The sequence below is a fragment of the Nocardiopsis sp. NPDC006198 genome (assembly GCF_040613895.1).
GTDB classification, from domain to species: Bacteria; Actinomycetota; Actinomycetes; order Streptosporangiales; family Streptosporangiaceae; genus Nocardiopsis; species Nocardiopsis tropica.
On record NZ_JBEXSY010000023.1, the window covers coordinates 74,203 to 95,359 of the forward strand.

The following is a 21,157-nucleotide window of genomic DNA, read 5'->3' on the forward strand; positions in this document are numbered from 1 at the left end:
AGGCGCGGGGGTGCGGGGGCCGGGGGCAGGCGCGGGAGGGGTCAGACCGCGATGTTCGGGCCGGTGTTCTCGGGCTCGGGGATCTCGCCCGCGGCGGCCTGGTGCTGGGCGGCCATCTCCAGATCGCCCTCGATGTAGGACATGGTGGCCTCGTAGGCCCCCTGTACCGCGCTGACGGTCAGGGCGACCATGTCACCCATCTGGCCGAAGTAGTACTCGCCGACCTCGGCCAGGGACGCCTGGACGGGGCCGCCGCCGACCTCCTCCGCGCAGAGGTTGACGTACTCGCCGACCTTGGTGATGTGGCCGACGAGGCCGTCCCCGCCGCCCTCCTCGCCCAGGTGGCCGGCGACGGTGGTCAGGACCCCGCCGACCTCGGCGGGCTGGATGTTCCAGCTGGACACGTGGGGCCCTCCTCTCCTCTGGAAACCGGGGCTGATCCCCCTCCGCACTGTCAGATGGAGAGCGCATACCCGTGGTTCCGGGGATCTCGGGGGCCCGGGGTCCGGGAGGCGGACACCTGGGTGTTCGCGCCCGGGGTGGCCTGATCCGGCCAGGAAGGGACGCCGTCCCCGCACTCCGGGGCCTCCGGAGGCGGGGAAGACGAGAGTCGGGGCCGCCGGCGCTCCGCGCCGATGTGCCCGCACCGGACGCGGCCGGTCACTCCGTGGCGCGTCCCTCGGCCTCCTCGGCCAGCTTCTCGCGGAGCCAGTCGGGGATGTTCTCCTCGTCGCGGGGGAAGTACGCGAGGTCGTTGGTGAAGCCGAAGGCGGTGGGGAACGTGATGCCCGGGTCGTCGTCGTAGTTGTAGTTGACCGCGAACTTCCCGGGCCGGGTGATGACGTACTCCATGGAGAACCAGGTGCCCTTGCCCTCCTGGTACATCCCCGCGCGCAGTTCGTCGATCATCATCGTGATGCCGGCGGGGGTGGCCGTCCTCCGGCTGGAGCCGTCCTCGAACTCGACGACCAGTTCGCTGGTCCCGTGCTCGACCACGGTCTCGATGCGGTAGATCAGGCGGGTCCACCCGTCCGGCGCCACGTCGAAGATCCGCATGCCGATCTGGGTCAGGATCTTCTGCTGTGCCTCGGGGTCCAGGTGTCCCCTCTTGAAGGTGTGGCTCACCATCTGAGTACCTTGTTCTTTCCTGTCAGACGAGCGGCGGACGGTTGTTGTAGATCTGAGTCTTCATCTGTACCCCGTTCATCGTCCACTGGACCTCGATGCGGGTCGGCGGGGGCGGCAGCATCTGTCCCGGCCTCTTCGGGTCGGGAACCAGCGGAAGACTCGGGTCGTAGAGGTTCGTGATCTGGACGGCGATGTCCGGCTTCTGCCCGGGCCTGCGCGCGAGGGCGTCGGCCCAGGTGCCGTCGTTGAACTTCGGGTTGGTGAAGTTGTGCCACTTCGCACCCTCCGCCATGAGACCACGCCAGGACCGCTCGGTGTTCCGGTAACTGCCCGCGATTCCGCCCCGGAGGTTCTGCGGGACGTCGGGGAGCGCCGTGTCGACGCGGTTCTGGTTCACGTCGAACCGCATCGGGACCTGGTTCAGCCGCTCGCCGATCCCGAAGAACTCCGCGAACCCGACCAGGTGGCCGCCGTCCCACTGGATGTCCTGGTACTGGGTGACCTCGCCGTCCCGGGGCGGGCGCCCGTGCTCGGCCTCGAACTCCTCCCGGAGCTGCTTGTTCAGCTGCTCGTAGTAGTCGGAGCCCATGTCGTTGACCTTGCTCTGCTCGGTCTCGTTGCGGACGTTCGCGCCCTGCCGCAGGGTTCCCTCCACCGAGGTGGTCCGACCGTGGTCGTCGGTCCGGTAGGTGTAACCGTCGACGTTGTAGGTCATGTTCGGGCGGGGGCTCAGGAACTCGGGGTTCTGGGAGTTCCAGCCGTTGGAGTCGGCGCGGATCTCGCGGATGTTCCCGTCGCCGTCGGTGATGTACTCGACGTAGCGGTTGCCGTCGGGCTCGTACAGCCTGTACCGGCTGTTCTCCGCCAGGTCGACGCCGTCACCGAAGCGGGCTCCGTCCTGCGGCAGGAGGCCGTCGGGGTCGGGGCCGCCGGGGTGCAGATCGGGCCGGTCCGTGATCTGGGGCGCGTCGGTCCCGTCACCGCGGCCGAGCGGCAGGTCGCCGCTGGCGTCCGGGCCGCCCGAACCGCCGCGACCGCTCCCGGAACCCGTGCCGTTGTCCGCGTTCGAGACCACCGGGCCGCGACCGGAACCGTTCCCGCCGCCGTTGGCCGAGGTCGTCCCGCCGCGGGTGTCGGTGTCGACGCCGCCGTTGCCGTTGTCGACGCTGTCGGTGACCGTGGGCGTGCGGTCCCGCATCTCGGGGCCGCCGTTGCCCGTGTCGCCCGTGTCCACACGGGAGTCGAAGTCCTGCGGCCCCGTGCCGGTGAGCCGGTACACGTCCTCCGCCGAGGTGTCGCGGGGCCTGTCGGCCTCCATCGTGTCGCCGCGCGGCGTGACCGGGACCCGGGCGGGGTCGCCCTCCAGGTCGGGCCGGTCGGACTCGATGTCGTTGCCCTCCCACGAGCCCTCGCGGTTCGGGCCGGTCTTGGCGTTGCGGTCGACCTCGTCGATCTCGGCCTGGTTGCGCTGGGTGACCTCGCGTCCGAAGTCGGCGTTCTCCGGGTTGTTGACGATGTCCAGGAAGTCGTCCGTGGCCTGGAGCTGGTCCGCGGTGGCGTCGCGGTTCCGGGACGGGTTGTCCGCGCCGTCGTCGCCGTTGTTGTTGACCGGGGTGACCCGGCGGTTGTCCGGCGTCCCGTCCGGGACGGGGTCGGTCCCGCCGGTGCTGCCGCCGTTGATCCGGTCCAGCGCCGCCCGCATCTCGCCGAGCTGCGACGGGCTGAAGGAGCCGGTGTCGAGGTCGCTCATGTCGAAGTCGAACGTGGGCGAGCCGCTGCCGCCGAACCGGCCGGGGATGCCGAGGTTGAGGTTGTTCACGTCGAACTCCGGCACGTCCGGCGTGTTCACGCCCGGACCGTCGCCGCCCATCCGGTTGAGCATCGCCGAACCGCGCCACGCCAGGAGCGGCGCGCCCACGACCGCGCCCACACCGGTGGCGGACAGGGCCACGCCGGCCACCGTCGCGCCGATGTTGAGCAGGGCCGTGCCGATCACGTAGCCGGGCCGCTCGCCCCACTCCTCCCACGGCACCACCGCGTGCGCGGCGTCCTTCCACGCCCCGCCCGCGATCTCGCCGGTGCGCTCCCAGCCCTGGAAGCCCCAGCTGTCGTTCTCGGCGTCGTACATGCCCACCAGCGACGCCGCCGACTGGAGGTTGCCCTCGTGGTACTCCCACAGGTTGTCGCCCCAGCTGCCCTGGAACCAGCCGTCGGAGTTGTGGATGCCGACGAACCCGCCGACGTCCTCGGCGATGCCCACCCCGAAGTCCTTGACCGCGGACCCCGCGTCCACCCACCAGCCGTGGTCGGTCTCCTGGGAGCCGCCCCACGCCATGTCGACGTCGCCCAGGTAGCCGTCGAACCCGTGCTGGTACTCGTTCGCCCCGGGCGGGCTGCCGTCCGCGTTCGCGGAGACGAAGTTCGTGCGGCCGGGGATGTCGGCGTTGATGGCGTTCGCGCAGTCCCGCTCCGCCTGCTCGTACTCCTGGCGCAGGGCGTCGGCGCGGTCGAGGAGGGCCTGGTGCTCCCCGACCTTGTCGCTCTCGTTGCCGACGAGCCGGTTCCAGAAGCCGTCGGCCTGCTTCCAGTCGTCGTTGCTGGTGTCGATGGAGTTGAGGAAGGCGTTCGAGTCGGTCGTGAGGGTCGCCCACCTGCCCTTGATGTCGCGCACGGCCTCGGCGAAGGTCTCCAGGGCCGTGGCCGCCTTGCCCGTCGAGGTCTCCACCGAGTCCCCGTCGGTCGCGACGGAGTCGACCGCCGCGAGCAGGGTCCCGGACTCGGGCGCGGTGTAGCAGCCGGAGAGGCCCGACCACGCGCTCTTGATGTCGGCCCCGATCCCGGACACCGTCGTCCCGGCCGTGCGGAGCTGCCCCGCCAGGGTCTCCAGCTCGGCGGGGTCGGCGGTGGGAACGGGGAACATCGAGGGGTTGATCAGGCCGCCGGTGGGCGTGCACATCTCGGTCACGTGGACGTCTCCATCTGGGATCCGGAGCGAGTCGGGGTAGGGGTCTCCGGGGCAGGGAACCGGGGAGATGGAACAGGGCCGGGATCAGGGGCCGGGGGTACGGCGGCGCCTAGGGGACGTGGGGGCCGTACACCGGACGCTCGGGCTCCGGCTCAGGGAGCACGCCGGCGTTCTGCTGGGCCTCGGCCGCCATCTCCAGGTTGCCGTTGACATAGTGCGTGGTGGCCTCGCTGGCCCCGGTGACGGCGCTGACCGTCACCCCGGCCATGTCGCCCATGAGGCCGAAGTTGTGCTCGGCGAACTCGCCCAGGGCCATGCTGACGGGGGCGCTGTTCGCCTCTCCGCTGATGCTCGTGAGCAGGGTCTCGGTCGAGGTCATGGAGCCGACCAGGCCCTCGCTGCCGCCCTCCTCGCCGATGTGTCCGGCGACGGTGGTCAGGACGCCGCCGACCTCGGACGGCAGGATGTTCCAGGCTGACACGGGGTTCTCCTCACCAGGACGGGGATCAGGGGGACGGGGGGCGCGAGAAGGCGCCCGCCCGGAAGTTCGTGGGCGGCGGGGCCTGCGGGGCGTCCTCGGTCTCGCGGCTCCGCGCGGTCTCGATGTGCGCGTGCAGGCGGTTCAGGCTCTCGCCGAGGGTACCGAGGTCGGCGCTGATCCGGGTGTGCATCTGACGGGCGGCCCGGTCCAGCCGGGGATGGACGCCCGGGGGCAGGGGCTCGTCCTCGGCCCCCTGCTCGTCGGGGGCCGCCTCCTCGTCGAGGATGGCCTGTTCGTCGCTCGGGTCGACCACGTCGAACTTCACTTCCGCCCCTCCTTCTCCGGAGTCCTCCTCCGGGGGATAGGACGCACGTTAGCCGCGTGCGGTTCGGGAATCATCCCCGTCGCGCGTCCTTGTCCTCCCCGGTGGTGCCGGAAAGGATGCGAGGTCGGGGGATTCCTACCCGCGGGTACGTCCTTCTCCCCGCCGCCTCTCGGACGGGGGCAGAAATGGTCTTCCGGAATGCGCTTGGAAGTACGGCCGAATTCCACCGAGCCGATACCGGGGTCCGGCCCCGGGACCCCGCCGCGCGGCCGTGACGCGACGGCCCGCCCGCGCCGGATAATCGGTGGCGCGCTCCGGCCGGGGCGCGGCAGGGTGTTCCGTCCGAGACCCTCGCGGACGGAGCACGGTTCACCTATGGACGACACCGGGAAACTGTTCGTGGACGAGGAGTCGCAGAAGCTCGTCACCGACCTCGTGGCCGCGGTCCCCTGGCTGGAGGAGGACTACGAGTGCCACGTCGATCTCGACGGCGGCCCGCTCCCCCACGTCTTCTTCTGGGACGTCACCCGGGCGGTGGTCGCGTCGTTCCTCTCCGACGGGAGCCACGGCCTGGACTGGGAGGGGGTCCTCGGCTTCCTGGAGGAGCAGAGCGCGCGCGGGGTCCCCGAGGTGGACGTGGTGATCGGCACGTCGTTCCTCTACTCCCTTCCGTGGCCGGGGCAGCCCGGATACGCCCTGGTCGGGCACCTCGGCCCGGTCATGGCCGAGAGGTTCGGGCGGATCCGGCCGGACGGCTGACGGAGCCGGGCCGCGGGCACCGGGCCGGGGGCCGGCGGAAGGGGCCGGGGCGCGGTGGCGGGAGGCACGGCGCGGGCGGGGCGGGGGAGCGGTACGGCCGCACGGGGCGCACCCTTAGTCTTGTGCCATGACCCGCGCGAAGCTCGACAAGAAGCCCCAGGACGTCGCGGCGATGTTCGATGGCATCGCCGAAAACTACGACCTCGTCAACGACGTCATCTCGCTGGGACAGGACAGGATCTGGCGGAAGGCCGTCGTCAACGCCGTCGAGGCCTACAGCGGAGAGCTGGTCCTCGACCTCGCCGCGGGCACCGGCACCTCCTCGGAGTCCTTCGTGAAGAAGGGCGCGCGCGTCATCGCGTGCGACTTCTCCCTGGGCATGCTCACCACGGGCGCCAAGCGCCGGGGCGGCGCCTCCACCGGCGGCGTGACCTTCGTGGCGGGCGACGCCCTCAGCCTCCCCTTCGCCGACGAGACCTTCGACGCGGTCACGATCTCCTTCGGCCTGCGCAACGTCAGCGACGTGGACCAGGCACTGCGGGAGCTGCTGCGGGTGACCAAGGTCGGCGGCCGGCTGGTCATCTGCGAGTTCAGCCACATCCCGGTGGAGTTCGTGGACAAGCTCTACTCCACCTACCTCATGGCCGCCCTGCCCAAGATCGCGGGCGCGGTGTCCGGCCGGGGCGAGTCCTACGACTACCTGTCGGAGTCGATCATGGCCTGGCCCAAGCAGGCCGACCTCGCCCGCGACCTCCAGGACGCGGGCTGGTCCAGGGTCGCCTGGCGCAACCTGTCGACGGGCATCGTCGCCCTGCACCGCGGTTTCCGGGACAAGTAGAAACCGACATAGCGCCCAGGAAGCTCGATACTTCTTTTATAGCTAATAAGCACGCAAAACCCGGAGAACAGGGCGTTCTCCGGGTTTTTTGTGTTGCCACTGGGTCCCCTGGGGTGTCGGAAACAATCATGAGCTGCACCTTTGTCAGAAGGTGATGCCTTTAGGTGTCCAGTGGGGCTATCTGGGAGCAATATCCCGTTTGGGGATAACACGTCTAGCGCGCCCCCGGGGGTCGCCTCGCGGTGCGTAAGGGTCTAGACTGCGGAAAAGAGCCTTGTGAAGTGCTTCACAAGGCCACGAGGCGCAGGACACATGGCCCTATGCCGGACATGTCGAAAGTCCCACAACACCCATACCACCCCCCGTGAGCGGGTCGTCCCCGCACTGGCCCGCCACGGTGCACCGCGCGAGCAGTCGAGGACCCACCCGTGAGCGAGACAGCCACCTCCTCTCCCAGAGGCCGGGAGCGGACCGAGTACGACGCCGACGTCATCGTCGTCGGCGCCGGCCCCTCCGGCTCAACCACCGCCTACTACCTCGCCCAGGCGGGACTCGACGTCCTGCTCCTGGAGAAGACCGCCTTCCCCCGGGAGAAGGTCTGCGGCGACGGACTGACCCCCAGGGCGGTGAAGCAGCTCACCGCCATGGGGATCACCTTCGAGGACGAGGGGTGGATCAAGAACCACGGCCTGCGCATCGTCGGCGCCGGCGTCCGCCTCGAACTCCCCTGGCCCGACCTGGCCGCCTACCCCGGTTTCGGACTCGTCCGCACCCGGCTCGACTTCGACCAGATCCTGGTCGACCGCGCGGTGTCCGCCGGCGCCAAACTCCTCGAGCGGACCAACGTCACCGGCCCCCTCATGGACGAGCGCAGCAACCGCATCGTCGGGGTCCACGCCAAGGACGCCGACCGCGAGCCCGTGACCTTCCGGGCCCCGCTGGTCGTGGCCGCCGACGGCAACTCCTCCCGGCTGTCCGTCGCCATGGGCATCCGCAAGCGCGACGACCGCCCCATGGGCGTGGCCGTGCGCACCTACTTCGAGAGCCCCCGCCACAAGGACGACTACCTGGAGTCCTGGCTGGAGCTGTGGGACAGGAGCGGCGACAAGGACGTCCTCCTGCCCGGCTACGGCTGGGTCTTCGGCGTCGGCGACGGCACCAGCAACGTCGGCCTGGGCATCCTCAACTCCACCGCCTCCTTCCAGGACGTGGACTACCGCAAGCTCCTGCGCCGCTGGACCGAGTCCATGCCCGAGGAGTGGGGCTTCACCGAGGACAACCAGAAGGGCGCCATCCGCGGCGCCGCCCTGCCCATGGGCTTCAACCGCGTCCCGCACTACTCGCGCGGGCTCATGCTCGTCGGCGACGCCGGCGGCATGGTCAACCCCTTCAACGGCGAGGGCATCGCCTACGCCATGGAGGCCGGGAACATCGCCGCCGACGTCATCGTGCAGGCGCACGGGCGGCCCACCCAGCAGACCCGCGAGCGGACCCTGCTGAGCTACCCCGACGTGCTCGCCGACACCTACGGCGGCTACTACACGCTAGGGCGCTACTTCGTGAAGGTCATCGGCCAGCCCGAGTTCATGAAGTACGCGACCAAGTACGGCCTGCGCCAGCGCACGCTCATGAAGTTCGCGCTGAAGATGCTTGCCAACCTCACCGATCCCACGCAGGGCGACGCCATGGACAGGGTCATCAACGGCCTGACCAGGATCGCCCCCGCGGCCTAGCCGCTCCGCGGGCCGGGCGGCCCCGATCCCCGGAGCCGCCCGCCCGCCCCGGGGAACCGGGCGCGGAGCACTGGGACAACACGGCCGGGCGGTCGGGTCCGGCGCCACAACAGGACAGCACGGGACGACCGAAGAGATGAGCTAGTGAAAGCAATCACAAGCATGCGCGAGCGTGCCGACCAGCCAGAAGGAGGGTGACCCGTGGAGCTCTACACACCGATATTCGTGCTCGGCGGGATCGGCGCCGCGTTCGTGGTGGTGTCGATGGTGGCCGGGGCGGTCATGGGCCCCAAGCGCTACAACCGGGCCAAGATGCAGGCCTACGAATGCGGCATCGAGCCGACCCCGCAGCCCGCCGGCGGCGGCCGCTTCACCGTCAAGTACTACATGACGGCCATGATGTTCATCATCTTCGACATCGAGATCATCTTCCTCATCCCCTGGGCCGTCCACTTCGACGCCCTCGGCTGGTTCGGACTGGTCGCGATCGTCCTCTTCCTGGTGAACGTCTCCATCGCCTACGCCTACGAGTGGCGCCGCGGAGGCCTCGAATGGGACTGACGACCACCGCGCGCCCCGCCCAGACCCGGCAGCCCGCCCAGCCCAGCCCGGAGGAGGTCCGCAGCTGATGGGACTCGAAGAGAAACTCCCCAGCGGAATCGCGCTCACGACCGTCGAGCAGGTCGTGGGCCTGGCCCGCAAGAGCTCCATGTGGCCCGCCACGTTCGGGCTCGCCTGCTGCGCCATCGAGATGATGGCCGTCGGCGGCCCCCACTACGACCTGGCCCGGTTCGGCATGGAGAAGTTCGGCGCCACCCCGCGCCAGGCCGACCTCATGGTCGTCGCCGGACGCGTCAGCCAGAAGATGGCCCCCGTCCTGCGCCAGATCTACGACCAGATGCCCGAGCCCAAGTGGGTCATCGCGATGGGCGTGTGCGCCTCCAGCGGCGGCATGTTCAACAACTACGCGATCGTGCAGGGCGTGGACCACATCGTTCCGGTCGACATCTACCTGCCGGGCTGCCCGCCCAGGCCGGAGATGTTCCTCGACGCCGTGCTCAAGCTGCACGACAAGGTCCAGAACACCAAGCTCGGCGCCCACCGGGAGCTGGAGATCACCGAGATCGAGGAGCGGATGCTCCGCCGGTCGCTGCCCGTGGTGACGAGGGACTGACATGAGCGAGAAAGAGCGCAACGAGGAAGCCGCCGACCTGCCCGAGAAGCAGGGACGCGAGCGGCTGGCCGCCCCGGTCAAGCGGACCGGCATGTTCGGCGGCTCCACCGGGGGCGACACCTCCGGCTTCGGGGGCCTCCAGGTCAGGGGGAGCGCTCCCGCGAACAGCCCGCGCCCCTACACCGACCCCGACGACCCGCGCACCGCGGACTTCGACAGGGTGGCCGACGACCTCGAGGCCGCCCTGGGTGAGGACGCCGGAGCGGTGGAGCGCGTCGAGGTCGCCCTGGGCGAACTCACCTTCCACGTGCGCCGCGAGGCGCTCCTGGAACTGGCGCGCGTGCTGCGCGACGACCCGGCCCTGCGCTACGAGCTGTGCACGGGGGTGGCAGGCGTGCACTTCCCCGACGACACCGGCCGGGAACTGCGCGCGGTCTACCACTTCCGCTCCATCAGCCACAACAGCGAGATCCGCGTCGTCACCACCTGCCCCGACGCCGACCCGCACGTGCCGTCGATCGTGTCGGTCTACCCGACCAACGACTGGCACGAGCGCGAGGCCTGGGACTTCTTCGGCATCGTCTTCGACGGCCACCCCGCGCTGACCCGCATCCAGATGCCCGACGACTGGCGCGGCCACCCGCAGCGCAAGGACTACCCGCTGGGCGGCATCCCCGTCGAGTACCGGGGAGCCACCGTGCCCCCGCCGGACGAGCGGAGGTCCTACACGTGACCGCCAGCACCCACAGCCACTCAGCCACGAAGGGAGGCACGGCATGACCGTCACCGAGGACTACATCGACGCCTCCGGCGGGGACTGGGACGACGTCATCGAGAAGGCGCAGGCCACCAGCGCCGAACGCCTCGTCGTCAACATGGGCCCCCAGCACCCGTCCACCCACGGCGTCCTCCGCCTGATCCTCACCCTGGACGGTGAGACCTGCACCGAGGCACGCGTCGCCATCGGCTACCTGCACACCGGTATCGAGAAGAACATGGAGTACCGGACGTGGACGCAGGGCACCACGTTCGTCACCCGCATGGACTACCTGACGCCGCTCTTCAACGAGACGGCGTACTGCCTGGCGGTCGAGAAGCTGCTCGGCATCACCGAGCGCGTCCCCGAGCGCGCCAGCGTCATCCGCGTGATGATGATGGAGCTCAACCGGATGGCCTCCCACTTCGTGGCGATGGCGACGTTCGGCATGGAACTCGGCGCGACCACGGTCATGACCAACGGGTTCCGTGAGCGCGAGATGATCCTGGACATCTTCGAGCTGGTCACCGGCCTGAGGATGAACCACGCCTACGTCCGCCCCGGCGGCGTGGCGCAGGACCTGCCGCCCGGCGCGGTCGGCCAGGTCCGGGAGCTGCTCAAGGAGATGCCCAAGCGCATCCAGATCATGCGCAAGCTCCTGGACGAGAACCCCGTCTACCTCGCCCGCACCAAGGACGTCGCCTACCTCAACCTGCCCGGCTGCATGGCGCTCGGCGTCACCGGGCCGCTGCTGCGCGCCTCCGGACTCGCGTTCGACCTGCGCAAGTCCAAGCCCTACTGCGGCTACGAGGGCTACGAGTTCGACGTCCCCGTCTCCGACGGCGGCGACGTGTACGCCCGCTATCGGGTGCGCATCGCCGAGATGGAGGAGAGCCTGAAGATCATCGAGCAGTGCCTGGACAAGCTCGGTCCCGGCCCGGTGATGATCCAGGACGCCAAGATCGGCTGGCCCGCCAAGCTGGCCCTCGGCCCCGACGGGCTGGGCAACTCGCCCGACCACATCGCGCACATCATGAGCAGCTCCATGGAAGCCCTGATCCACCACTTCAAGCTGGTCACCGAGGGCTTCCGGGTGCCCGCCGGCCAGGCCTACGCGGCCGTCGAGAGCGCCAAGGGCGAACTCGGCTGCTACGCCGTCAGCGACGGGGGCACCCGCCCCCACCGCGTGCACTTCCGCGACCCCTCGTTCACGCACCTCCAGGCCGTCGCCGCCATGTGCGAGGGCGGCACGGTGGCGGACGTGATCGCGGCCGTGGCCAGTATCGACCCGGTGATGGGAGGCGTGGACCGGTGAACCAGAACGACACCACACCCGACAGCGCGGACAGCGCGCAGGTCGTGCGCGAGAGGTTCCCCGACGAGGTCACGGCCCGTCTGGAACCGGACGCCAAGGAGATCATCGCCCGCTACCCCCGGCAGCGCTCCGCCCTGCTCCCCCTGCTGCACCTGGTGCAGTCCGAGGAGGGGCACGTGAGCACGGCCGGGATGCGCTTCTGCGCCGACCAGCTCGGCATCACCCTCGCCGAGGTCAACGCGGTCGCCACGTTCTACACCATGTACCGCCGCCGCCCCGGCGGCGACTACCAGGTGGGCGTGTGCACCAACACCCTGTGCGCCGTCATGGGGGGTGACGAGATCTTCGCGTCCCTCAAGGACCACCTCGGGGTCGGCCACAACGGGACCACCGAGGACGGCAAGGTCACGCTGGAGCACCTGGAGTGCAACGCGGCCTGCGACTTCGCCCCCGTCGTGATGGTCAACTGGGAGTTCTTCGACAACCAGACGCCCGACACCGCCAAGCGGCTGGTCGACGACCTGCGGCTCGGCAACGACGTCGCCCCCACGCGCGGCCCCGCGAGCCTGTGCACCTGGAAGCAGGCCTCCCGCGTGCTCGCCGGGTTCGACGACGGCCGCGCCGGCGAGGGCGTCCAGGCGGCGGGCGCCTCGCTCGCCGGACTCGACGTGGCCCGGCGCAACGGCTGGACCGCGCCCGACCCCGCGAACCTTCCCGCCCGCGACCAGGGTGAGGAGGGCGCCAAATGACCACCCTGACCCCGATCCTGTCCCGCAACTGGGACCGCACCGACTCCTTCACCCTCGACGGGTACCAGGCCACCGGCGGCTACGACGCGCTGCGCAAGGCCCTGGCCATGGAACCCGACGCCATCGTGGACCTGGTCAAGCAGTCCGGCCTGCGCGGCCGCGGCGGCGCCGGGTTCCCCACCGGGATGAAGTGGGGGTTCCTGCCCAAGGACAACCCCAACCCGCGCTACCTCGTCGTCAACGCCGACGAGTCCGAGCCGGGCACCTGCAAGGACATCCCGCTCATGCTCGCCAACCCGCACGTGCTGGTGGAGGGCGTGGCGATCGCGTCGTACGCGATCAGGTCCAACCAGGCCTTCATCTACGTGCGCGGCGAGGTCGTCCACGTCATCCGCCGCCTGCGCAAGGCCGTCGCCGACGCCTACGAGGCCGGACTGCTCGGCCGGGACATCCTCGGCAGCGGCTTCGACCTCGACGTCGTCGTCCACGCCGGGGCGGGCGCCTACATCTGCGGCGAGGAGACCGCCCTCCTGGACTCCCTGGAGGGCTACCGGGGCCAGCCCCGGCTCAAGCCGCCGTTCCCCGCCGTGGCCGGGCTCTACGCCTCGCCCACCGTGGTCAACAACGTCGAGTCCATCGCCAGCGTCCCCGGCATCGTCGCCAACGGCGCCGAGTGGTTCACGTCCATGGGCACCGAGAAGTCCGCCGGCTTCGGCTTCTTCTCCCTGTCCGGGCACGTCACCCGGCCAGGCCAGTACGAGGCGCCGCTCGGGATCACCCTGCGCGAACTCCTCGACATGGCCGGAGGGGTGCGGGCCGGGCACAGCCTCAAGTTCTGGACCCCCGGCGGCTCCTCCACGCCCATCTTCACCGACCAGCACCTGGACACCCCGCTCGACTTCGAGTCGGTCGGGGCGGCCGGGTCCATGCTCGGCACCCGGGCGCTCCAGGTCTTCGACGAGACCACCTGCGTGGTCCGCGCCGTCGGCCGGTGGATCGCCTTCTACGCGCACGAGTCCTGCGGCAAGTGCACGCCCTGCCGCGAGGGCAACTACTGGATGGTCCAGGTCCTGGACCGCATCGAGCGCGGCGAGGGCACCGAGGCCGACCTCGACAAGCTCCTCGACATCTGCGACAACCTGCTCGGCCGCTCGTTCTGCGCCCTCGGCGACGGAGCGACCAGCCCGGTCATGTCCTCCATCAAGCACTTCCGCCAGGAGTACATCGACCACGTCGAACAGGGCGGCTGCCCGTTCGACCACGCCAAGTCCACCCTGTGGGGCGACCGCCCGGCCGCGACGGGAGGAAACCAGTGACCGTCACCTCCAACTCCTCCGGCGGATCGGCGCCGGCGCCGCCGCCCGAGGACCTGATCACCGTCACCATCGACGGGTTCCGGATCCAGGTGCCCAAGGGCACCCTCCTGATCCGGGCCGCCGAACTCCTCGGCATCCAGATCCCGAGGTTCTGCGACCACCCGCTCCTCGACCCGGTCGGCGCCTGCCGCCAGTGCCTGGTCGAGATCCCCGACATGGGCAACGGCCGCGGCATGCCCAAGCCGCAGGCCTCCTGCACCATCACCGTCATGGAGGGGATGGTGGTCAACACCCACCTCACCTCCCCGGTGGCGGAGAAGGCCCAGCGCGGGATCATGGAGTTCCTGCTCATCAACCACCCGCTGGACTGCCCGGTCTGCGACAAGGGCGGCGAGTGCCCCCTCCAGAACCAGGCCGTGTCCACGGGGCGGGGCGAGACGCGCTTCGTCGACGTCAAGCGCACCTTCCCCAAACCGATCCCGCTGTCCACCGGGGTGCTGCTCGACCGGGAGCGCTGCATCCAGTGCGCCCGCTGCACCCGGTTCGCCGCGCAGATCGCCGGGGACCCGCTCATCGAGCTGATGGAGCGCGGGGCCCAGGAGCAGGTCGGCATCGCCGACGGCGAGGCCTTCAACTCCTACTTCAGCGGCAACACCGTGCAGATCTGCCCGGTGGGCGCCCTGACCGGCTCCGCCTACCGGTTCCGGTCACGGCCCTTCGACCTGGTCTCCACCCCCAGCGTGTGCGAGCACTGCGCCGGGGGCTGCGCCCAGCGCACCGACCACCGCCGGGGCAAGGTCACCCGCCGCCTGGCCGGGGACGATCCGCAGGTCAACGAGGAGTGGAACTGCGACAAGGGCCGGTGGGCGTTCACCTACGCCACCCAGCCCGACCGCCTCACCCGCCCCCTCGTCCGCGACGAGGAGACCAAGGCCCTGGAGTTCGCGTCCTGGTCCGAGGCGATCACCCTCGCCGGGCAGGGCCTGGCCGCCGCGCGCGGCCGGGTCGGTGTGCTCACCGGGGGCCGCCTCACCTACGAGGACGCCTACGCCTACGCCAAGTTCGCGCGGGTCGCCCTCGGCACCAACGACGTGGACATGCGCGCGCGCGACCACTCCGAGGAGGAGGCCGCGTTCCTGGCCGCCCACGTCGCGGGAACCCCCGTCGGCGTGGACTTCACCGCCCTGGAGAAGGCGCCCGCCGTGCTCCTGGCCGGGTTCGAGCCGGAGGACGAGTCGCCCTCCACGTTCCTGCGCCTGCGCAAGGGCGCCCGCAAGCGCAAGCTGAAGGTCTTCTCGGTCGCCTCGCACGCCAGCCTGGGCCTGACCAAGACCGACGGCACGCTCGTCCGCGCCGTGCCCGGCGACGAGGGCCGCGTCCTCAACGCCCTCGACGTCGACCACCCCGAGGTCGTGGAGGCCATCGGTCGGGAGGGCGCGGTCATCGCCGTCGGGGAGCGGCTCGCCGCCGTCCCCGGGGCGCTCACCGCCGCCGCCGCACTGTCCCGCCGCACCGGGGCCCGGCTCGTCTGGGTGCCGCGCCGGGCCGGGGAGCGCGGCGCCGTCGACGCCGGAGCGCTGCCGGGCCTGCTGCCCGGCGGACGCCCCGTGGCCGACCCCGCCGCCCGCGCCGAGGTCGCCCGCGCCTGGAACGTCGGGTCCCTGCCCGAGCGCCCGGGCCGCGACACCGCCGCGATCATCGCCGCCGCCGCGGCCGGGGAGCTCGACGCCCTGGTCGTCGCCGGGGTCGAGCTGGACGACCTGCCCGACCCGGACGCCGCCCGCGCGGCCCTGGCCAGGGTGCCGTTCATCGTCAGCCTCGAACTGCGCGCGAGCGAGGTCACCGACCGCGCCGACGTGGTCCTCCCCGTCGCCGCCGTCGCGGAGAAGTCCGGCACCTTCGTCAACTGGGAGGGCCGCCACCGGCCCTTCGGCGACGCGCTCAAGGTCCCCGGAGCCCTCTCCGACCTGCGGGTCCTCTCCGCCGTCGCGGACGGCATGGACGTGCACCTCGGCCTGCCCGACGCCGCGTCCGCCTACCGCGAACTGCTCGAACTGGGCCTGTGGACGGGGAACCGGCCCTCCGGCCCCTCCACCCGGCCGGTCGCCGTCCCCGAGCCGGAGGCCGGGCAGGCCGTCCTGTCCACCTGGCGGCAGCTGCTCGGCACCGGGCGCATGGAGGACGGCGAGCCGTTCCTCGCCGGCACCGCCAGGCCGCCCCGCGCCTACCTGTCCAGGACCACCGCGGACGAGGTCGGGGTCCCCGACGGCGGGATGCTCGGCGTCACCGGCGCCCACGGCTCCGTCACCGTCCCGGTCGTCGTCGCCGACATCGCCGACCGCGTCGTCTGGCTCCCGGCCAACGCCCGCGGCTGCGTCGTCCGACGCGACCTCGGCAGCGGCGCCGGGGACACGGTCATCCTGTCCGCGCCCGAATCCGCGGGCGCGTCCCACCACACCGCCGGGAGGCAGCAGTGAGCCCCGCCGTCCACACGGGCGCCCTCCAGCTCGCCTCGGAGGAGACCCTGGGCGCCTTCGGCAACGACCCGTGGTGGATCACCACGATCAAGGCCCTGGCGATCTTCGTCTTCCTCATGCTCTGCGTGCTGATGATGATCATGGCCGACCGCAAGGTCATGGGCCGCATGCAGCAGCGCCACGGACCCAACCGGATGGGCCCCTTCGGCCTCCTCCAGTCCCTGTTCGACGGCATCAAGCTCTCCCTCAAGGAGGACCTGATCCCGCGCGGGGTGGACCGGTTCGTCTACATCGCCGCGCCGATGATCGCGGCCGTGCCCGCGTTCATCGCGTTCTCGGTCATCCCGATCGGGCCCGAGGTGAACATGTTCGGGGTCACCACCCCGCTCCAGCTCACCGACCTGCCCATCGCCGCCCTGGTCGTCCTGGCCACCGCGGCGCTCGGCGTGTACGGGTTCGTGCTCGGCGGCTGGGCGTCCCAGTCGCCGTACGCCCTGCTCGGCGGCCTGCGGGCCTCCGCCCAGGTGATCAGCTACGAGATCGCGATGGGCCTGTCCTTCGTCGCGGTCTTCATCATGTCCGGCACCCTCACCACGTCGGGGATCGTCGAGTCCCAGCGCGGGCTCTGGTTCGCCGTGCTGCTCCTGCCGTCCTTCCTCATCTACCTGGTGACGATGGTCGGCGAGACCAACCGGCTGCCCTTCGACCTCGCGGAGGGCGAGGGCGAGATCGTCGGCGGCTTCATGACCGAGTACGGGTCCATGAAGTTCACGATGTTCTTCCTCGCGGAGTACGTGAACATGTGCACGGTCGCGGCCGTGTCCGTCACGCTCTTCCTCGGCGGCTGGCTCGCCCCGCCCGGGGTCAGCGCGATCCTGCCCGGCGCCAACGAGGGCTGGTGGCCCGCCCTGTGGTGGCTGCTCAAGTTCCTGTGCGTCATGTTCCTGTTCATCTGGGCGCGCGGCAGCCTCCCCCGGGTGCGCTACGACCAGCTGATGAAGCTCGGCTGGAAGGTGCTCATCCCCATCCAGCTGGTGTGGATCACCGCCGTCGCCGTCGTCCGGATGCTCGTCCTGGACGGCGCGTCGCCGATCGTCATCGGCCTCGTGGTCGCCGGGTTCTCCGCCGCGACGATCGGGGCGTTCGCCGCCTGGGCGCGCTCCGCCCGCCGCGAACGCGCCGAGGAGGCGCGCCTGCGGGCCGAGAGCCGGCGCCGCGCCCACAAGGACCCCGCCTTCGGCGGGTTCCCGGTGCCGCCGAGCACCGCCCCGCACTACGGCAGCAGCGTGCTCGCCGAACCGCCGCGGACGGCCCCGGTCGCCGCCGAGAGCAACAAGAAGGGTGAGGAGGTTTCCGGTGCTTGAGTGGCTCAACCCCGTCAAAGGATTCGGCGTCACCTTCCACACCATGTTCAAGAAGGTGCCGACGGTCGAATACCCGGAGGTCAAGCGCCCCACGGCGCCGCGCTTCCACGGCCGACACCAGCTGAACAGGTGGGCCGACGGCCTGGAGAAGTGCATCGGGTGCGAACTGTGCGCCTGGGCCTGCCCGGCCGACGCCATCTACGTGGAGGCCGGTGACAACAGCGACGACGACAGGTACTCGCCCGGCGAGCGCTACGGCCGCATCTACCAGATCAACTACCTGCGCTGCATCCTGTGCGGGCTGTGCGTGGAGGCGTGCCCCACGCGCGCCCTCACGATGACCAACGAGTACGAGCTGGCCGACACCAGCAGGCAGAGCCTGATCTGGACGAAGGAGCAGCTGCTCGCCCCCCTCAAGGAGGGCATGGAGCAGCCGCCCCACCCGATGCGCCTCGGCGACACCGAGCAGGACTACTACGCCACCGGGCGCGGCCAGCACGGGACGCAGGGCGCCCCGGCGGAGAGTGCGGAGGGGGTCCGTTGAACCCGCTCTCCACGACCCACCACGGCGTCAACGTCCCGCTCGACGCGCCCGTGGACGCCCCGCTGTACCTCGCCGCGCCCATCACGGGCGGGGAGGCCACCGCGTTCTGGATCCTCGGCGCGGTCGTCCTCCTGGGCGCCCTCGGCGTGGTCTTCTCGCGCAAGGCCGTCCACTCGGCCATGTCCATGGCGCTGACCATGGTCGGCCTGGCCATCTTCTACGGCATCAACGCGGCGCCGTTCCTGATGGTCGTCCAGATCGTCGTCTACACCGGCGCCGTCCTCATGCTGTTCCTGTTCGTGCTGATGCTCATCGGCGTCAGCTCGGCCGACTCCCTCGTGGAGACGCTCAGCGGACAGCGGATCATGACCGCCGTCGTCGCGCTCGCCTTCGTGGGCGCCCTGGCCACCGGCATCACCCGCATCTCCGTGGGCGACCCGGTCGGGCTGGGCGCCGGGGCGGCGGCCGCCGGGGGCACCATCCCGTGGATCGCGGGCGAGCTGCTCCTGCGCTACGTGGTCGCCTTCGAGGCCACCGGCGCGCTGCTCATCACCGCCGTCCTCGGCGCCATGGTGCTCGCGCACACCGCCCGCACGAAGAAGCGGCGCACCCAGCGGGAGATCTCCGAGGACCGCATCCGCGGCGACCACCCGACCCCGCTGCCCGGACCGGGCACCTACGCCCGGCACAACGCGATCGACATGCCCGCGCTGCTGCCGGACGGCACGGTCTCCAAGCTCTCCCTCAACCCGGTGCTCACCGCCCGCGACCCCGAGTACCAGTCGCGGGTGCCCGCCGACGTCCGCACCGGCAGCCCCGCGCTGCCCGGCGGGGCCTCGGACCCGGCCTCCGCCAAGGAGGGCGAGCCCGTCTCCGACACCGGCGAGGGCCCCGGCGGCGACCCGGACGACGGCGCCGACGGGACCGGCGGCACCGAGAACAGCAACGGCAACGGGCAGGAGGTCGAGTCCTCGTGGACCCGATGAACTACATCGTCCTCGCGGCGCTGCTGTTCACCATCGGCGCCGTCGGCGTACTCGTCCGGCGCAACGCGATCATCGTCTTCATGTGCGTGGAGCTCATGCTCAACGCCTGCAACCTGGCGTTCGTCGCGTTCGCCCGGATGCACGGGGACATCGAGGGCCAGGTCATCGCGTTCTTCGTGATGGTCGTCGCCGCCGCCGAGGTGGTGGTCGGCCTCGCGATCATCATGCAGATCTTCCGAACCCGCAGGTCCGCGTCGCTCGATGACGCGAACCTGCTCAAGCACTAGAAGGCGACGTGGCAGTGACATCTCACGCGTACCTCGCCGCCGAACCCGCGGTGGCGACCGCCGCCGACAGCGCGGTGCTGTCGAACGCCTGGCTGCTGATCGCCCTGCCGCTCGCGGGCGCGGCGATCCTGCTGCTCGGGGGGAGGCGAACCGACAAGTGGGGGCCCTGGCTGGCCACGGCCCTCCCGGTCGCCGCCTTCGCCTGGGCGCTCCTGGCCCTGTTCGACCTCCTGGGCCGGGGCGCCGACGCCCGCAGCGTCGCCGTCCCCGTCTACCAGTGGTTCGCCGTCGGCGACTTCTCCGCCGGGGTGGACCTCCTGGTCGACCCGCTCTCGATCAGCTTCGTCCTGCTGATCACCTTCGTCGGCTCCCTGATCCACATCTACTCCCTCGGCTACATGTCCGAGGACCCCGGCAAACGGCGGTTCTTCGCCTACCTCAACCTGTTCGTCGCCGCCATGCTCGTGCTGGTGCTCGCGGACAACTTCGTCCTGCTGTTCCTCGGCTGGGAGGGCGTCGGCCTCGCGTCCTACCTGCTCATCGGGTTCTGGCAGTACAAGCCGACCGCGGCCACCGCCGCCAAGAAGGCGTTCCTGATCAACCGGGTCGGCGACATCGGCCTGCTGGTCGCCATCATGATCATGTTCACGGCGCTGGGCGCGGTCAGCTTCAGCGACGTGTTCGCGGCCGTCCCCGGGGCCGGCGACGGCGTCCTGCTCGCCGTCGGGCTGCTGCTGCTCCTCGGCGCGTGCGGCAAGTCCGCGCAGCTCCCCCTCCAGGCCTGGCTCCTCGACGCCATGGAGGGCCCCACCCCGGTGTCCGCGCTCATCCACGCGGCCACCATGGTCACCGCGGGCGTGTACCTCATCGTGCGCGCCGGGCCCGTCTTCGAGGCCGCGCCCGTCGCCCAGACGGTCGTCACCGTCGTGGGCGCCGCGACCATGATCGCGGGCGGGATCATCGCCTCGGCCAAGGACGACATCAAGAAGTCCCTCGCCGGGTCCACGATGAGCCAGATCGGTATGATGGTCCTCGCCGCCGGGCTCGGCCCCGTCGGCTACGTGGCCGCCATCGCCCACCTGGTCACGCACGGCTTCTTCAAGGCCGGGCTGTTCCTCGGCGCCGGATCGGTCATGCACGCCATGAACGACGGCGTGGACATGCGCCGGTACGGGGCGCTCCGCAAGGCCATGCCGGTCACGTTCGCGACCTTCGGCCTCGGCTACCTCGCCATCATCGGGTTCCCGCTGCTGTCCGGCTGGTGGACCAAGGAGAGCATCATCTCCGCGGCCTTCGGCGTCGGCGGCACCCGGGGCCTGGTCCTCGGCACCGCCGTCATCGTCGGCGCCGCGCTCACCGCCTTCTACATGTCGCGGATGGTCTTCATGACCTTCTTCGGCGAGAAGCGCTGGGAGGAGGGCGTGCACCCGCACGAGTCGCCGGTCAGCATGACCGCTCCCATGGTGGTGCTGGCGATCGGCTCCGTCGCCCTGGGCGCGTTCATGACCCTCGGCGACCGGTTCGCGAACTTCCTGGCCCCGAGCATCGGGGCCCACCCGCACCACTTCGACGTGGCGCACGCGTTCACCGCCCCCTACGGGATCGCGGCCCTGGCCGTGATGGCGGGCGGCGTGGCCCTCGCCTGGGTGGTCTACCTGCGCAGGCCGGTGGCGAGGACCGCGCCCGAGGCCAACCTCGTCACCGCCTTCGCGCGTGAGGAGCTGTACGGAAACCAGATCAACGAAGGCCTGCTGATGCGGCCCGGACAGGTCCTGACCAAGGTCCTGCTCGTGGTCGAGGACAAGATCATCGACGGCGCGGTCAACGGGCTCGGCACGGGTGTGCGCGACTCCTCCCGCGGACTGGGCAGGGCGCAGACCGGCTTCGCCCGGACGTACGCGCTCACGATGCTCCTCGGCGCCGTCATCGTCGCCGCGACGCTGGCTGTGAGGTTCTAGA

General features: G+C 70.8%; 20 protein-coding genes. 15 read left to right on the forward strand and 5 right to left on the reverse strand.

Going from position 1 to position 21,157, the window contains the following annotated elements; translation table 11 throughout:
- Positions 1-41 precede the first annotated feature (41 nt).
- The 5 genes from ABZ234_RS17660 to ABZ234_RS17680 form a co-directional block, all read right to left on the reverse strand.
- Positions 42-404 carry a DUF6507 family protein gene (locus ABZ234_RS17660; protein ID WP_355012788.1) on the reverse strand — a complete coding sequence of 121 codons (363 nt, stop codon included), beginning with the start codon at positions 402-404 and terminating at the stop codon, positions 42-44.
- A gap of 256 nt (positions 405-660) precedes the next feature.
- A complete protein-coding gene (locus tag ABZ234_RS17665) occupies positions 661-1,128 on the reverse strand; it encodes an immunity protein YezG family protein (protein WP_355012789.1) in 468 nt (155 codons plus the stop codon).
- Positions 1,129-1,150: 22 nt separating this feature from the next.
- The gene (locus ABZ234_RS17670) at positions 1,151-4,084 is read right to left on the reverse strand and encodes a hypothetical protein (RefSeq protein ID WP_355012802.1); all 2,934 of its coding nucleotides are present in this window, start codon (positions 4,082-4,084) and stop codon (positions 1,151-1,153) included.
- A 118-nt stretch (positions 4,085-4,202) separates the two neighbouring features.
- Positions 4,203-4,574 (reverse strand): DUF6507 family protein, encoded by a 372-nt coding sequence (locus tag ABZ234_RS17675; RefSeq protein ID WP_267946797.1) that lies wholly within the window; start codon positions 4,572-4,574, stop codon positions 4,203-4,205.
- Between the two features lie 25 nt (positions 4,575-4,599).
- Complete coding sequence (locus tag ABZ234_RS17680) at positions 4,600-4,899, reverse strand: hypothetical protein (protein WP_355012790.1); 300 nt, start codon at positions 4,897-4,899, stop codon at positions 4,600-4,602.
- Positions 4,900-5,274: 375 nt separating this feature from the next.
- Here ABZ234_RS17680 and ABZ234_RS17685 point away from each other — a divergent pair, with 375 nt between their 5' ends.
- The 15 genes from ABZ234_RS17685 (at position 5,275) to nuoL (ending at position 21,156) form a co-directional block, all read left to right on the forward strand.
- On the forward strand, positions 5,275-5,658 hold the full coding sequence (locus ABZ234_RS17685) for a hypothetical protein (RefSeq protein WP_267946795.1): 384 nt from the start codon (positions 5,275-5,277) through the stop codon (positions 5,656-5,658).
- A gap of 127 nt (positions 5,659-5,785) precedes the next feature.
- Entirely contained in the window at positions 5,786-6,496 is a 711-nt protein-coding gene (locus ABZ234_RS17690) for a demethylmenaquinone methyltransferase (protein WP_267946794.1), read from the forward strand.
- A 428-nt stretch (positions 6,497-6,924) separates the two neighbouring features.
- Positions 6,925-8,229 (forward strand): geranylgeranyl reductase family protein, encoded by a 1,305-nt coding sequence (locus ABZ234_RS17695; protein ID WP_267946793.1) that lies wholly within the window; start codon positions 6,925-6,927, stop codon positions 8,227-8,229.
- A 201-nt stretch (positions 8,230-8,430) separates the two neighbouring features.
- Positions 8,431-8,790 carry an NADH-quinone oxidoreductase subunit A gene (locus ABZ234_RS17700; RefSeq protein WP_267946792.1) on the forward strand — a complete coding sequence of 120 codons (360 nt, stop codon included), beginning with the start codon at positions 8,431-8,433 and terminating at the stop codon, positions 8,788-8,790.
- Between the two features lie 67 nt (positions 8,791-8,857).
- Complete coding sequence (locus tag ABZ234_RS17705; protein ID WP_267946791.1) at positions 8,858-9,403, forward strand: NADH-quinone oxidoreductase subunit B; 546 nt, start codon at positions 8,858-8,860, stop codon at positions 9,401-9,403.
- A gap of 1 nt (position 9,404) precedes the next feature.
- The gene (locus tag ABZ234_RS17710; RefSeq protein WP_355012791.1) at positions 9,405-10,136 is read left to right on the forward strand and encodes an NADH-quinone oxidoreductase subunit C; all 732 of its coding nucleotides are present in this window, start codon (positions 9,405-9,407) and stop codon (positions 10,134-10,136) included.
- Between the two features lie 43 nt (positions 10,137-10,179).
- Complete coding sequence (locus tag ABZ234_RS17715) at positions 10,180-11,475, forward strand: NADH-quinone oxidoreductase subunit D (protein WP_267946789.1); 1,296 nt, start codon at positions 10,180-10,182, stop codon at positions 11,473-11,475.
- Positions 11,472-12,224, forward strand: a complete 753-nt coding sequence (nuoE, locus tag ABZ234_RS17720; RefSeq protein WP_344177196.1) for an NADH-quinone oxidoreductase subunit NuoE — start codon at positions 11,472-11,474, stop codon at positions 12,222-12,224. Before ABZ234_RS17715 ends, nuoE begins: the two co-directional genes overlap by 4 nt.
- Complete coding sequence (gene nuoF, locus ABZ234_RS17725; RefSeq protein WP_355012792.1) at positions 12,221-13,540, forward strand: NADH-quinone oxidoreductase subunit NuoF; 1,320 nt, start codon at positions 12,221-12,223, stop codon at positions 13,538-13,540. The genes nuoE and nuoF overlap by 4 nt, the downstream gene beginning before the upstream one ends.
- Entirely contained in the window at positions 13,537-16,017 is a 2,481-nt protein-coding gene (locus ABZ234_RS17730; protein ID WP_355012793.1) for an NADH-quinone oxidoreductase subunit G, read from the forward strand. Before nuoF ends, ABZ234_RS17730 begins: the two co-directional genes overlap by 4 nt.
- On the forward strand, positions 16,014-17,381 hold the full coding sequence (gene nuoH / locus ABZ234_RS17735; RefSeq protein WP_355012794.1) for an NADH-quinone oxidoreductase subunit NuoH: 1,368 nt from the start codon (positions 16,014-16,016) through the stop codon (positions 17,379-17,381). Before ABZ234_RS17730 ends, nuoH begins: the two co-directional genes overlap by 4 nt.
- Positions 17,374-17,925, forward strand: a complete 552-nt coding sequence (gene nuoI / locus ABZ234_RS17740) for an NADH-quinone oxidoreductase subunit NuoI (protein ID WP_267946784.1) — start codon at positions 17,374-17,376, stop codon at positions 17,923-17,925. The genes nuoH and nuoI overlap by 8 nt, the downstream gene beginning before the upstream one ends.
- Positions 17,926-17,975: 50 nt before the next feature.
- Positions 17,976-18,911 carry an NADH-quinone oxidoreductase subunit J gene (locus ABZ234_RS17745; RefSeq protein ID WP_344177240.1) on the forward strand — a complete coding sequence of 312 codons (936 nt, stop codon included), beginning with the start codon at positions 17,976-17,978 and terminating at the stop codon, positions 18,909-18,911.
- Entirely contained in the window at positions 18,899-19,198 is a 300-nt protein-coding gene (gene nuoK / locus ABZ234_RS17750) for an NADH-quinone oxidoreductase subunit NuoK (RefSeq protein ID WP_013156051.1), read from the forward strand. Before ABZ234_RS17745 ends, nuoK begins: the two co-directional genes overlap by 13 nt.
- Before the next feature lie 14 nt (positions 19,199-19,212).
- Positions 19,213-21,156, forward strand: a complete 1,944-nt coding sequence (gene nuoL / locus ABZ234_RS17755) for an NADH-quinone oxidoreductase subunit L (protein ID WP_355012803.1) — start codon at positions 19,213-19,215, stop codon at positions 21,154-21,156.
- Position 21,157: the final 1 nt, after the last annotated feature.

What these genes read in the sequence shown, in the direction of transcription:
- ABZ234_RS17665 (WP_355012789.1), bottom strand. Translation starts at nt 1,128, where the DNA reads ATGGTGAGCCACACCTTCAAGAGGGGACACCTGGACCCCGAGGCACAG.
- ABZ234_RS17670 (WP_355012802.1), bottom strand. Translation starts at nt 4,084, where the DNA reads ATGTGCACGCCCACCGGCGGCCTGATCAACCCCTCGATGTTCCCCGTT.
- ABZ234_RS17685 (WP_267946795.1), top strand. Translation starts at nt 5,275, where the DNA reads ATGGACGACACCGGGAAACTGTTCGTGGACGAGGAGTCGCAGAAGCTC.
- ABZ234_RS17690 (WP_267946794.1), top strand. Translation starts at nt 5,786, where the DNA reads ATGACCCGCGCGAAGCTCGACAAGAAGCCCCAGGACGTCGCGGCGATG.
- ABZ234_RS17705 (WP_267946791.1), top strand. Translation starts at nt 8,858, where the DNA reads ATGGGACTCGAAGAGAAACTCCCCAGCGGAATCGCGCTCACGACCGTC.
- ABZ234_RS17710 (WP_355012791.1), top strand. Translation starts at nt 9,405, where the DNA reads ATGAGCGAGAAAGAGCGCAACGAGGAAGCCGCCGACCTGCCCGAGAAG.
- ABZ234_RS17715 (WP_267946789.1), top strand. Translation starts at nt 10,180, where the DNA reads ATGACCGTCACCGAGGACTACATCGACGCCTCCGGCGGGGACTGGGAC.
- nuoF (WP_355012792.1), top strand. Translation starts at nt 12,221, where the DNA reads ATGACCACCCTGACCCCGATCCTGTCCCGCAACTGGGACCGCACCGAC.